Below are 13,528 nucleotides of genomic sequence, written 5' to 3' on the forward strand. Positions count from 1 at the left end.
AAATTTCATGAAAAACTAGCACGACAATTTCATGGGGGCAAGGCGGAACATGATTTCGCCGATTGAGGTCGGACGGAATTCGTGGAGGCCAACGGGTTAAGCAGCGATCTGGTTCAGATAGAAGCGCTGCGTGAACGCGACAGGCGATTGGTAGTTCAGACGCGCCTGCGTGCGTTGCCGGTTGTAGAAGATTTCGATGTACTCGCTGATCGCAAGGCGTGCCTGCTCGCGCGTAGCGAAGCGTTGATGATAGACCAGTTCATTCTTCAGCGTTCCCCAGAACGATTCGATGGGTGCGTTGTCGTAGCAGTTGCCACGACGGCTCATCGACAGTCGCATGTCAAACTGGCCGATGAGTGCTTGATAGGCCAGCGCACAATATTGCGACCCACGATCGCTATGGTGAATCAGGCCCGCCGGCGGTCGTCGGGTTGCGACAGCGCGAAACAGCGCCTGCATGACCAGATGCTTGCCATCCGTTCGCTCATCGCGTACCCGACGATTTCGCCGCTGTCCTGGTTCAGCAGATTCGGCGCGACAGGCAGGTCGTGCTTCGAATTCGTCGTGGCCTTGAACCGGCGTTTCTGCTTGCAGCGCAGTCCCAGTTTTCTGCGCAGCCGCCTGATCCGGTGCACGCCGATTCGCACGCCACGTTCCTCGAGATGTTGCTGCAGGCGCTCGGGCCCGAAGCTTTCCCGAGTTCGCTGATGGGCCGCAAGTACCTCCGCTTCCAGGCGAGGCTCCTGCTGCGTTCTTCCGGACGGCTTGCGCTTGCGCCACGCATAGTAGCCGCTCACCGATACGCCCAGCACGCGACACATCGGCGGCACGGGATAGTCCTGTCGCATTTGCTCGATCACGCCGTACTTCACCGCGACTCCTTCGCGAAGTACGTCGCGAACTTTTTTAGGAGATCGCGCTCCATCTTGACCTCGGCCAGTTCGCGCTTGACCTGCGCCAGCTCGGCCTCAACTTCCGTCAGTGGTTTCTGGTGCCGACCGACATCTTTCAGCTTACCGGCCTTCGCCGCGCGCACCCAGTTTGTCAGCGTCTTGATTGGGATCGACAACCGGCGGGACGCTTCCGATACCCCAACACCTTCAGTCAACGCCAGCTTGACCGCTTCGTCGCGAAGCTCGTTCGTATAGACCGCTCTTGGAATTCGATTCATCCATGCCTCCGTTTCTCGATCTTACGAAACGTTGGCTTCCATTTTTTCCGGCCGACCTCAAAAGGCAGCGAACCGCAATCATCGGTTGCTTAGCTAGCCGGGCAAGACTCCCGGCCGAGCGATCGCAGGCCGGTTTCACTTCTACAACCATCGGCCGCGCCGAAAACCAAAGCAGCCGCCGAAACGTTCACTATGGCCGCCCAAACTGCCAAGATCCCGCCGGATCGTTACATCGAAACCGCCCGGGCGCCAACCCGACCGGATTCGATCAGGCAGGTGCCAAATGATGGCGCCGGGCGGCGTACAGCTTACTGCTTCGACTGTCCAGCGAGACGCGCCTTGAGCAGCGTCAACAGCAGCTGATCCCGCTCCGATGCCAGCGTCTGGAAGTCGCGGCCACCCACTTCCTCACGCAAACCCGCGACCATCTTTTCGCGCACTTCCTGGGTGAATTCGAAGTCGCCCAGCGGCGTCCACCAGGTGACGAGCGGGCCGGCAAATTGATTGTAGAAATGTTCGATGCCGCCGGCGCCGCCGCCGAGATGATTCAGCATCACCGGCCCCATGACACCCCAGCGCAAGCCCGGCCCCCACGAGCAAGCCGCATCCGCATCGGCCACGCTGACCACGCCTTCGCTGACGAGCGACATGATTTCGCGGACGAGCACGCCCTGCAGTCGGTTGGCGACGTGGCCAGGCACTTCCTTGTTGAGCCGGATCGTCTTCTTGCCGAGCCCGGTGTAGAACACGTCCGCGCGATCGATTGCCTCGGCCGCGGTCCGCTTGCCCGCGACGAGCTCGACCAGCGGAATCAGATGCGGCGGGTTGAACGGGTGGCCGACGATGCAGCGCTCGGGATGCCGTTCGCAACCCTCCTGGATGTCCGTCATGGTCAAACCCGACGAGCTCGTCGCGATAATGACGTCCGGACGCAGCATCGCATCGAGCTGACGATACAGATCGTGCTTGAACGGCAGACGCTCCGGACCGTTTTCCTGGACGAAGTCGACATCGGCAAGTTCGTTCATATCGGTTGTAAACGTCAGGCGCGCCTGCGAGCCACCCGGCACGACGGCGCCCAGCGTTTCCATCGCAGGCCACGCCTTTGCGATGTACTCGCGCAAGGATTTTTCCGCGCCCGGCGCGGGATCGGTCGCCACGACGTCGAAACCCTGAGCCAGAAACAACGCACTCCAGCTGGCTCCGATGACCCCGGTACCTACTACCCCGATCTTCCGAATATTCTTGCTCATATGGCGACTCGCAATGACTGATAGAGAAATTGGCGCGACGCCGCAGACTGCCGGCGTGGTCTCACCTACTCTCGTGGACCGTGGACCGCGCAGCATGCTGCATTCGGGGTGGGTCAGCGAGCCGGACGGCAGCCTGCATCGAAACGAGTCGATTGCGTCGCGCCTCAAAGTCTAGTCGAGCAGAACCGAGACGCTCCAATACTTTGTGGCACCGACCCTATGCCTCGGCGCTATACTTTCGCGATGGAAATCCGACATTTTCGATATTTTCTAGCGATCGCCGAGGCGGGGAGTTTTGCGGAAGGGGCCAAGCGGCTGTGCATTGCACAGCCGTCGCTGACGCGGCAAATTCGGGCGTTGGAGGACCAGCTTGGCTGTCCGTTGTTCGTGCGGTCCTGGCAAGGCGTGCAACTGACGGATAGCGGCGAAATCCTGCTCAGGGAAGCCCGGCTCGCCGTTGCCCAGTTCGACCTGGCGCTCAAGCGCACGCGGGAAGGCAAACAACATCCGCGGAAACTCGCCCTCGGCATGATTCCCGGCACGGAAGACGAACTGATGGGACGCATATCGGTCGCTCTCGGTCCCGAGTTGCAGGACGTCGCGATCGACGTTCACAGCAAGCTGCATCTCGATCTGATTCGCGCGCTGGAAAACGGCCGCATCGATGCGGCATTCGTCCGCCAGGGCGATATCGGTCCGGAATGGACGAGCCGGACGGTCCAGGCCGAAGACCTGATCGCCATCCTGCCTCGCGGGCACGCGTTGCTGAACAAACGCCGTCTGTCGCCGGCCGATCTGTCCAAAGAACGCATCATCGCGGTGGCCGCCGCCGCCGCGCCCGCGCTACGCGCAACCATCGACGCATTCCTCAATCAGGACGGCACCGCGCCCACGAAGCCTCCTCTCGAGGCCGACGGGATGTTGAGCATTTTCTCGCTGGTCGCCGCGACCGGACTCTGCAGCCTGGTGCCGAGCCATTTCGCGCGCATGCTGCCCAAAGGGATGGCTACGCGACGCCTGACCGCATTTGATAGCAGCCGGCTCAATCTCGTGCTGGCGTATGCCGGCAATCGCGCCTCCCCGATCGTGTCGCGCCTCGCCGCGCAGATGGGCGCAACGGTCAACTGAATCGAGTCCGCCCCGACCGGGCGCAACGTCCCGCATCATGTCGGCGAAAGATCGCGCGGCGTCCAATCCCCGATCACTCGTTGCATCGCACGCAGCCGAAGCGCCATGCGATGACCGAATTTGCATGTCGCGTGGAGCAACGCGGAATTCAATTTCCTCCAGGCATGCAATTCATAAAAAGAATTCAATTTATTTAAGAAAAATCGAAATCTAGACTGTTCACAGCCGGGGTTACCTGATGCCTGTTTCCGGTGCGAGCGACGCGGGCTCAGCGCCCCGCAGATCCGGCGCACCACCCTCGCCTCTCGAAAGTTTTGCCGACCAAGGACCCATTGTGAACATCAACGACGTCAAGCAACGCGCAGTTTCGATTCCCCTCACCAGCCCGACCTATCCGCACGGCCCGTACAAATTCGTCAATCGCGAATTCCTGATCGTGACGTACCGTACCGATGCGAAGAAACTTCGAGAGCTGGTTCCCGAACCGCTCGAAATCGACATGGAAAATCCGCTCGTCAAGTTCGAGTTCATTCGCATGCCGGATTCCAGCGGCGGATTCGGCGACTACACGGAGTCGGGGCAGGTCATTCCCGTGACGTACAAGGGCCGCCGCGGCACCTATACGCACGCGATGTTCCTCGACGACCACGCACCGACTGCCGCCGGCCGCGAGTTGTGGGGTTTCCCGAAGAAAATGGCGAAGCCGTCGCTCGAAGTCGACACCGACACGATCGTCGGCGAACTGCGCTATGGCAAGGTGCTGGTGGCGAGCGCGACGATGGGCTACAAATATCAGGAGCTCGACGCTCAGGCCGCCAAGGCGACCATCGAGGCGCCCGGCTACCTGCTGAAGATCATCCCGCACGTCGACGGTTCGCCGCGCATCCTCGAGCTGGTCGAATACCGCTGCCAGGACGTCACGATCAAAGGCGCCTGGACCGGCCCGGTCGGCCTCGAGCTGTTTTCGCACGCGCTCGCACCACTGAAAGAACTGCCCGTGCTCGAGATTCTTTCCGGCACGCACATCCTGGCTGACCTCACCCTCGGCCTCGGCCACGTCGTTCACGATTACCTCGCCCATCCGTCCGCGCACCACGCGCACAAGGAGGCCGCCGACGCCCTGGCGTAAGCGAGCGAGGCGCACACTCTCGGGCGTGCGCCTCACTGCCGGTGACATCGTGACCATCGCGCGCCGCTCCAATCCGACGCGCATTTGCACTTCGAGCGATAATCCGTCGGTCCAATCATCGCCAAGAAGTGCAATGGACTTGAAGGCATTTCGCTATTTCGACGAGATCGTCAGCCAAGGGAATTTCGGCAAGGCAGCCAAGCGCCTTCCGCTGTCTCAACCGGCACTGAGCAAAGCGATTCGACTGCTGGAAGACGAACTGGGTGTCACGCTGCTCGAACGCGGCAGACGCGGCGTCGCCGTCAAGCTCACGTCTGCCGGCGAAGTCGTTCTGCAACATGCGAGAGCCATCCTGGCAGAGCGCGAGCGGATGCAATTCGATCTCGATGCGCTGCGCGACCTCGATCGCGGCGAACTCCGTCTGGGACTGCCACCGGTCGGTAGCGCAGAGTTGTTTGCCGCTCCTTTGGCGGAATTCCGCGAGCGATATCCAGGCGTGTCGATTCATCTGCACGAACATGGCAGCGCCGAACTGGAGCAAGCCGTGCGAGACGGCGAACTCGAGCTCGCGGCAACGATGCTGCCCGTGCGCACGGATCTGCAAGCGATGTTCATCCGGCGCGAGCCGATGGTGCTCGCGGTACCTCGCGGCCATGCGCTCGAAACGCACGTCCGTGTCCACCTGCATGAGCTGAATGGCGTGCCGTTCATTGCGCTGAATGAAGGATTCGCATTGACGCGAAGGCTGCGCGAAGCGTGCATTGCCCAAGGTTTCACGATCAACGAAGTCGCGCATAGCGCCCAGCCGAATTTCGCACTTGCGCTCGTCGCGGCGGGTTTGGGCGTGACGTGTCTGCCGCGGCTGGTCGCGCGCCGACACGGCAATGCCGGCGTGCGCCTGATCGACCTGGATGCACCCGGACTGGAATGGCGTGTCGCGATCGTGTGGCGCAAGGGCACGACGCTATCCTGGGCCGCACGTGCGTGGCTCGACCTCATCAAGCCGGACGATGCCGGAGTTCCCATCGACTAGCGGCCGAGGCCGAAAATCGCGGCGCGCCACGTCGGCCGACGACCAACCTGCCAGGCCACGCCCTCGCCCGCATCCGGCATTGCGCCCAGCTTCGTCAGCGTCCACGAATCGCTGCGCCGATCATGGTCACCGATATCTCGCACGCTTCCCTTCCAGAGTCACATGAAGATGGATTTTTTCGCTGCAATTGGCATATTCGTACGCGTCGTGGAGTCAGGCAGCTTTACCGCCGCGGCTCGGCAAGTGAATGGCTCGACCGCCCAGATATCGCGCGCCGTCGCATTTCTTGAAAGACAGCTCGGGGTCCGCTTGCTCAATCGCACGACGCGTCACATCGGCATGACGGAAAGCGGCGAACGGTACTTCAAGCGCGCGAAATCGATTCTTGCGGACATCGAGCATGCGTCGGCAGAAGCGCGGAACCGGCTCGCAAAGCCGTACGGAAAGCTGCGGGTACACGCGATGCCGAGTCTCGGGTTACGTTACCTGACGTCCGCGATGGTTCAGTACCAGGTGTCGAATCCCGACGTCAAAATCGAACTGACGCTGTCGGAACGATTCCCGAACCTGATCGAGGACGGCATCGACGTCTCGCTGATGGCAACGGCCGACTTGCCGACTTCAAGCTATGTCTCGAAGCCGCTCGGCGGAAACTACAGCGTACTCGTCGCGTCGCCGGACTACGTCCAGAGAAACGGCATGCCGTCGACGGTGACGGACCTCGCGGCACATAGCTGCCTCACCTTGAACGCACCGAACTCGGCTCCGGAAAAATGGCGTCTGCACGGCCCGGACGGCGAGCATGCCCATCTGGTTCAGGCCTCGCCGTTTCAGGTCAACATGCCGGATGCCATGCGCTTCGCGCTGCTCGCAGGCGCCGGCATCGGCCCGCTGACGCTGCATTCGGCGATCGACGATCTTCGACGCGGCACTCTGGTTCAGGTCCTTCCGGAATATCGCGTCAATGCGCTGACTGTGTACGCGCTCTATACGTCGAAGCGCTATCTGGATGCGAAAGTCAGCACCTTCGTTCAGCACCTTCACGGCATCGCATTGCCCGCGTTCGAACCCCTCGACAAGCTCGTCGCGGCGAATCGCTAGCAAGAGGGGCCGGCAATCAGCCGGCCTGACGACGGGCTTTCCAGGGCTGCTGGCGGTATGTCGCCGGCGTGCTGCCCGTCCAGTGCCGGAAGGCGCGATAAAACGCAGTCGGATCGTCGAAGCCGACACTATTGGAGACGGCCTCGATCGAATCGTCCGAGCGCGTCAGCCGATAGATCGCAACGTCCCGCCGCACGTCGTCCTTGATCGCTTGAAAACTCGTGCCGTCGCCCGCCAGGCGTCGTGCCAGCGTACGCACCGACACGTGCAATTCCCGCGCGACCGCCTCGATCGTCGGCATGCTCGGCAACGCATTCTCGATCAAACGGCGAACGCGATGACAGACCATCTGCTCGGCAAATGAAGTGAAGATCCAGTCTTCCGGCGCGCGGCGCAGGAATTCCTCCAGATCCGGCTTTCGTCGGGAAATCGGACGATCGAGGTAACCGGCATCGAAGACGAGGCAGGTCTTGTCCCTGCCGAACCGCACCGGTCCGGGAAACAGGTACAGCAAGTCCCCCGACTGCGTCGGCCGAAGGAATCTGAATGAAACTTCGCGCAGCGCGATCTTCTGCCCGATCAGCCATGACGCGACGCCATGGACGAGCTTCAGCATCAGCTCGCTGCCCAGCGCGCTGACCGGCTGACCATCCGGATCAGGAATGAATTCGATGCAGGCGAGCGCACCCTCTCGCCACGACGCGAGGCGAAAGTCGTCGAGTATCAGGCGAAAGAACTGACCGATACGGTTCAACGCGACATCGAGCCGGGGTGCATCGATCAGACTGAGGCAAAGATATTTCAACAGCCCGCTTCTTAAGGGACGACTGAAAATGCCCGGCATTTCATCGTCCAGCTCCGTCGCCAGCAGGCGATACAGCGTCGCGAACTGCTGCTGCGTCACGCGCGCAGCCGGCTTCTCCAGCAGGTGGGCCGGGATGCCGGAGCGTTCGGCAAGGCGCACGACGACTTCACGTTCGGCGCCGGCCAGAAAGCCGTTGACCACCGAGATCGGGACTGTGGCCAGCGGATAGGTCGAAAAGCTGTCTAGCACGGTATCGAAAGTTTTCTTGCCACTACGTTCGAAGGCGATGGCGTGCAAGGTGCTACGGCATGGTCGACGCCCGAAGGATTGCGTGTCGATGTCGACGACCGGCTCCTCCATCGCGCTACCGCGACAGAGGAGCCGGGGAGCTTTCGCTCATTGGCTACGCAATGCCCTCGTCAGCCCAGCGCGCTCACGAGCTCCGGCACGAGCGTGAACAGATCGCCGACGATGCCGTAGTCGGCCACGCTGAAGATCGGCGCTTCCGGATCCTTGTTGATCGCGACGATCACCTTCGAATCCTTCATGCCGGCCAGATGCTGGATCGCGCCCGAAATGCCGACCGCGATGTACAGCTGCGGCGCGACGATCTTGCCGGTCTGGCCGACCTGATAGTCGTTCGGCACGTAGCCGGCGTCGACTGCCGCGCGCGATGCGCCCAGTGCCGCGCTCAGCTTGTCGGCCAGCGGCTCGAGCACCTTCGTGTAGTTCTCGCCGCTGCCCAGGCCGCGGCCGCCCGACACGATGATCTTCGCGCTGGTGAGTTCCGGACGGTCCAGCTTCGTCACTTCACGGCTCACGAACTGCGACTTGCCAGCGTCGGCTGTCGCTTCGATCTTCTCGACTGCTGCGCTGCCGCCAACGGCCGCAACCGGATCGAAACCCGTCGCGCGCACCGTGATGACCTTGATCGGGTCGCTCGACTGCACCGTCGCGATCGCGTTGCCTGCGTAGATCGGGCGCTCGAACGTGTCGGCCGAATCGACCGCCGTGATGTCCGAGATCTGCGCGACGTCCAGCTTCGCGGCGATACGCGGCGCGACGTTCTTGCCGTACGCAGTCGCCGGCGCCAGGATGTGCGAGTAATCCTTCGCGATGTTCAGCGCGGTCGCTTCGACGTTTTCCGCCAGACCCGCTTCGAGCTGCGGCGCGTCGGCCAGCAGCACCTTCGACACGCCTGCGATCTTCGCTGCCGCATCGGCGGCTGCTTGCGCGTTGTGGCCAGCAACCAGCACGTGGATGTCACCGCCGATCTTTGCTGCCGCTGCGACCGTGTTCAGCGTCGCAGCCTTGATCGATGCGTTGTCGTGTTCTGCAATCACCAGAATCGTCATTTCTTTGCGCTCCCTCTTACAGCACCTTGGCTTCGGTCTTCAGCTTCTCGACCAGCGTCTTCACGTCCGGCACCTTCACGCCGGCCGCGCGCTTCGGCGGCTCGGCCACCTTCAGCGTCTTCAGACGCGGCTTCACGTCCACGCCGAGGTCTGCCGGCTTGACCGTTTCCAGCGGCTTCTTCTTCGCCTTCATGATGTTCGGCAGCGTCACGTAGCGCGGCTCGTTCAGACGCAGGTCGGTCGTGACGACCGCCGGCAGCGTCAGCGACAGCGTTTCAGCACCGCCGTCGACTTCGCGCGCAACCGTGGCCTTGCCATCGGCCACCGTCACCTTCGATGCGAACGTCGCCTGCGGGAGACCGGCCAGCGCGGCCAGCATCTGGCCCGTCTGGTTCGAATCGTCGTCGATTGCCTGCTTGCCGAGGATCACCAGTTGCGGCTGCTCCTTGTCGACCAGCGCCTTCAGGATCTTCGCGACGGCCAGCGGCTCGACGCTGTCGGTCGACTCGACCAGGATCGCGCGGTCCGCACCGATCGCCAGCGCCGTGCGCAGCGTTTCCTGCGCCTGCGTCACGCCCACCGATACGGCGATCACTTCGGTCGCCACGCCCGCTTCCTTCAGGCGCACCGCCTCTTCAACGGCGATTTCGTCGAACGGGTTCATCGACATCTTCACGTTCGCGATGTCGACGCCCATGTTGTCCGACTTCACGCCGACCTTCACGTTTGCATCAACGACTCTCTTTACTGCTACAAGGATCTTCAAGCCATTCTCCTGAATTTCAACATTGCCGCATGCCATCCAGCGGCAACTCATGCCGTCCGGCGCACCGATGCGCCGCCGGCTGTCGCGGATCTGCGCCGATACCGCTCATAAACGACCGGATATCGACGCAGCCTGTCCGCCTAAAAATGGACGTCGCTCGACTCGCAGCGCACTGCTCGCTACGCATCCGTCACATGTTCGGATAATTCGGCCCGCCACCGCCTTCCGGCGTGACCCACACGATGTTCTGCGTCGGGTCCTTGATGTCGCAGGTCTTGCAGTGCACGCAGTTCTGCGCGTTGATCACCAACCGGTCGCTGCCGTCGTCGCTCTTCACGAACTCATACACCGCCGCCGGGCAGAACCGTCCCTCCGGCCCCGCATACGTGCGCAGGTTCACGTTCACCGGCACGCTCGCATCCTTCAGCGTCAGGTGCGCCGGCTGGTTCTCCTCGTGGTTCGTGTTCGAGATGAACACCGACGACAGCCGGTCGAACGTCAGCTTGCCGTCCGGCTTCGGATACTCGATCGGCGTGCATTGCGACGCGGGCTTGAGCATCTCGTGATCCGCGTGCTTGTGGTGCAGCGTCCACGGCACATTGCCGCCCAACAGCTTTTGCTCGATGCCGACCATCAGCGTGCCGAGATACAGCCCCTTCGCCATCCACTGCTTGAAGTTGCGCGCGCGGTGCAGCTCCGCATGCAGCCAGGATCGCTTGAATGCGTTCGGATACGCGCTGAGCTCGTCGCCGCGGCGGCCCGTCTGCACTGCATGGAATGCGGCTTCCGCCGCCAGCATGCCGGTCTTGATCGCCGCGTGGCTGCCCTTGATCCGCGATGCGTTCAAAAAGCCTGCGTCGTCGCCGATCAGCGCACCGCCCGGGAACACCGTCTTCGGCAACGACAGCAGCCCGCCCGCGGTGATCGCGCGCGCGCCATACGACACGCGCTTGCCGCCTTCGAGGAACGTACGGATCGACGGGTGCGTCTTGTAGCGCTGGAATTCCTCGAACGGCGACAGGTACGGGTTCGTGTAGCCGAGGCCCACCACGAAGCCGACCATGACCTGGTTCTTGTCCATGTGGTACAGGAACGAACCGCCGTAGGTGTCCGACTTCAGCGGCCAGCCGGCCGTGTGAATCACGAGGCCCGGCTTGTGCTTCGCCGGATCGATTTCCCACAGCTCCTTGATGCCGATGCCGTACGCCTGCGGATCCGCGTTCGCGTCGAGCTTGAACTTCGAGATCAGCTGGCGGCCGAGATGGCCGCGGCAGCCTTCGGCGAACAGCGTGTACTTCGCGTGCAGTTCCATGCCGAGCTGGAAGTTCTCGGTCGGCTCGCCGTCCTTGCCCACGCCCATGTTGCCGGTGGCGACGCCCTTCACCGAGCCGTCGTCGTTGTAGAGAATCTCCGCGGCCGGAAAGCCGGGGAAAATCTCGACGCCGAGCCCTTCGGCCTGCGTGCCGAGCCAGCGCGTGACGTTGCCCAGCGAAATCACGTAGTTGCCGTGATTCCTGAAGTTGCTCGGCAGTGCCCAGCTCGGCACGGCCTTGGCGTCCGTCTCGCTCAGGAACAAGAAGCGATCTTCCGTGACCTCGACGTCGAGCGGCGCGCCCAGCGCCGCCCAGTCGGGGATCAACTCGCTGATCGCGCCCGGGTCCATCACGGCGCCCGACAGAATGTGCGCGCCGATCTCGGAACCCTTCTCGAGCACGCACACACCGATCTCGGCGCCCTTCTCCTTGGCCAGCTGCTTGAGCCGGATCGCCGCCGACAGCCCTGCCGGGCCGCCGCCGACGATCACGACGTCATACTCCATCGATTCGCGCGGACCATACTGTTCGACGAGAGCGGCCTGGCGCGCCGAGCGGCAATCTATTTCGTTCATATGCGGGACCCAGTCAGAACTGGTCCTCCGTCAAGGCGAGCACGCCCTCCCCGCCCTTGGTGCCGACGATCGACGCCTCATATGACAACGCACGCGGCAGAATGAACTCTGCATAGAACTGCCCGATGGCGATCTTCGCGCCGTAGAACGCCTGATCCTCCTGCAGCTTCTTCGCCGCGATCAGCATCGCTCGCGCCATTTGCCATCCGCCCAGAACGACCCCCGCCAGCTGCAGATACAACACGCTGCCGATGAAGACGGCATTGGGATCGCGTTTCATGTTCTCGATGACGAATTCCATCGCATGCTCGAACGAGCGTGCGCCTTGCTCGAGATGCTTGCGCATCGATGCGAACGCCGCACCGTCGTGTGCCGACAGCTCCTCGACCGTCTTGGCGATTTCACCCAGCAGGAACTTCGCCACGACACCGCCGTCGCGGAACGTCTTGCGGCCGACGAAATCGTTCGCCTGGATCGCCGTCGTGCCTTCGTAAATGGTCAGAATGCGCGAGTCGCGGTAGAACTGTGCAGCGCCCGTCTCCTCGATGAAACCCATCCCGCCGTGAACCTGCACGCCGAGGCTCGTCACTTCGAGCGACAGTTCGGTGCTCCAGCCCTTGACGATCGGAACCAGGAACTCATAAATCGCCTGATGATGCGCACGGGTGGCAGCATCTTCGTGTTGATGCGCGATGTCGTTGTGAGCGGCCGCCACGTATGCGATTGCACGCGAGGCATCGGTCAACGCGCGCATCGTCCCGAGCATGCGGCGCACATCGGGGTGATGGATGATCGTCACCGCCTCCTTCGCCGAGCCATCGACCGGCCGGCTCTGGACGCGCTCCTTCGCATATTCGACGGCCTTCTGGTACGCAGCCTCGGAGATGCCCACGCCTTGCAGGCCGACGGCGAAACGTGCGGCGTTCATCATGATGAACATGTATTCGAGGCCGCGGTTCTCCTCGCCGACGAGATAGCCGGTCGCGCCTCCATGATCGCCGAACTGAAGCACGGCGGTCGGGCTGCCCTTGATGCCGAGCTTGTGTTCGATCGACACGCACTGGACGTCGTTGCGCGCGCCGAGCGAACCGTCTTCGTTGACGAGGAACTTCGGCACGACGAACAGCGAAATGCCCTTCACCCCTTCCGGTGCGCCGGGCGTACGGGCCAACACCAAATGAATGATGTTCTCCGTCATGTCGTGCTCGCCCCAGGTGATGAAGATCTTGGTGCCGAACACCTTGTACGACCCATCCTGCTGCGGCTCAGCGCGCGAACGCACCATCGACAGATCCGAACCGGCCTGCGGCTCGGTCAGGTTCATCGTGCCGGTCCATTCGCCGGAGATCATCTTCGGCACGTAACGCGCCTTTTGTTCGTCGCTGCCCGCCGTGAGCAGCGCTTCGATCGCACCGTCGGTGAGCATCGGGCACAACGCGAACGCTACGCTGGCCGCGTTCAGCATTTCGGCGCAGGGCGTCGCGATCAGCTTGGGCAGCCCCTGTCCTTCGTAATCGACCGGATGCTTGACGCCCTGCCAGCCGCCGGCGGCGAACAACTTGAAGGCGTCCGAGAAACCCGGACACGCGTTCACCACACCGTCCTTCCACGTATTGCCATGTTTGTCGCCGAGCACGTTCAGCGGCGCGACGACCTCGTTGCTGAACTTCGCTGCTTCTTCGATAACCGCCTGTGCAGTCTCGGCCGTGGCGTCCTCGCACCCCGGGAGTGCGCTGATTCGATCGAGTTGGGCGAGTTCGTTGACCACGAACAGAATATCTTTTACCGGTGCGACAAAACTCATCGTACTTCTCCATACAGTTAGATCTACATCTTGTCGAGCCATCGATTGGCCCGACTTGAAGCGACCACGACAGTGACGCCGGCCGCCTGTGCGTC

The 13,528-nt window shown here is 62.5% G+C and carries 10 protein-coding genes and 1 pseudogene; 4 read left to right on the forward strand and 7 right to left on the reverse strand.

The window, feature by feature from the left end; genetic code table 11:
* Positions 1-96: 96 nt before the first annotated feature.
* Positions 97-1,171: pseudogene (locus DM992_RS22020) on the reverse strand (IS3 family transposase).
* 308 nt (positions 1,172-1,479) lie between these two features.
* Complete coding sequence (locus tag DM992_RS22025; RefSeq protein ID WP_111018629.1) at positions 1,480-2,424, reverse strand: 3-hydroxyacyl-CoA dehydrogenase NAD-binding domain-containing protein; 945 nt, start codon at positions 2,422-2,424, stop codon at positions 1,480-1,482.
* 243 nt (positions 2,425-2,667) lie between these two features.
* On the opposite strand from DM992_RS22025, the gene DM992_RS22030 reads away from it, so the two are divergent.
* The 4 genes from DM992_RS22030 (at position 2,668) to DM992_RS22045 (ending at position 6,815) form a co-directional block, all read left to right on the forward strand.
* Positions 2,668-3,552 carry a LysR substrate-binding domain-containing protein gene (locus tag DM992_RS22030; RefSeq protein ID WP_111018630.1) on the forward strand — a complete coding sequence of 295 codons (885 nt, stop codon included), beginning with the start codon at positions 2,668-2,670 and terminating at the stop codon, positions 3,550-3,552.
* 334 nt (positions 3,553-3,886) lie between these two features.
* Positions 3,887-4,681 carry an acetoacetate decarboxylase gene (locus DM992_RS22035; RefSeq protein WP_111018631.1) on the forward strand — a complete coding sequence of 265 codons (795 nt, stop codon included), beginning with the start codon at positions 3,887-3,889 and terminating at the stop codon, positions 4,679-4,681.
* A 133-nt stretch (positions 4,682-4,814) separates the two neighbouring features.
* Complete coding sequence (locus DM992_RS22040) at positions 4,815-5,714, forward strand: LysR family transcriptional regulator (RefSeq protein WP_111018632.1); 900 nt, start codon at positions 4,815-4,817, stop codon at positions 5,712-5,714.
* A 168-nt stretch (positions 5,715-5,882) separates the two neighbouring features.
* Positions 5,883-6,815 carry a LysR family transcriptional regulator gene (locus DM992_RS22045; protein WP_239511461.1) on the forward strand — a complete coding sequence of 311 codons (933 nt, stop codon included), beginning with the start codon at positions 5,883-5,885 and terminating at the stop codon, positions 6,813-6,815.
* 16 nt (positions 6,816-6,831) lie between these two features.
* Here the strand turns inward: DM992_RS22045 and DM992_RS22050 are convergent, their stop codons facing one another.
* The 5 genes from DM992_RS22050 to DM992_RS22070 form a co-directional block, all read right to left on the reverse strand.
* Positions 6,832-7,980, reverse strand: a complete 1,149-nt coding sequence (locus tag DM992_RS22050) for an AraC family transcriptional regulator (protein WP_111018634.1) — start codon at positions 7,978-7,980, stop codon at positions 6,832-6,834.
* Between the two features lie 59 nt (positions 7,981-8,039).
* Complete coding sequence (locus DM992_RS22055) at positions 8,040-8,975, reverse strand: electron transfer flavoprotein subunit alpha/FixB family protein (protein ID WP_111018635.1); 936 nt, start codon at positions 8,973-8,975, stop codon at positions 8,040-8,042.
* A 16-nt stretch (positions 8,976-8,991) separates the two neighbouring features.
* Positions 8,992-9,741 carry an electron transfer flavoprotein subunit beta/FixA family protein gene (locus DM992_RS22060; protein ID WP_111020346.1) on the reverse strand — a complete coding sequence of 250 codons (750 nt, stop codon included), beginning with the start codon at positions 9,739-9,741 and terminating at the stop codon, positions 8,992-8,994.
* Positions 9,742-9,931: 190 nt separating this feature from the next.
* The gene (locus tag DM992_RS22065; RefSeq protein ID WP_111018636.1) at positions 9,932-11,629 is read right to left on the reverse strand and encodes an electron transfer flavoprotein-ubiquinone oxidoreductase; all 1,698 of its coding nucleotides are present in this window, start codon (positions 11,627-11,629) and stop codon (positions 9,932-9,934) included.
* A 13-nt stretch (positions 11,630-11,642) separates the two neighbouring features.
* Positions 11,643-13,433 carry an acyl-CoA dehydrogenase gene (locus DM992_RS22070; RefSeq protein ID WP_111018637.1) on the reverse strand — a complete coding sequence of 597 codons (1,791 nt, stop codon included), beginning with the start codon at positions 13,431-13,433 and terminating at the stop codon, positions 11,643-11,645.
* Between the last annotated feature and the right edge of the window lie 95 nt (positions 13,434-13,528).

It is taken from the genome of Burkholderia sp. JP2-270 (genome assembly GCF_003233675.1).
GTDB lineage: Bacteria > Pseudomonadota > Gammaproteobacteria > Burkholderiales > Burkholderiaceae > Burkholderia > Burkholderia pyrrocinia_C.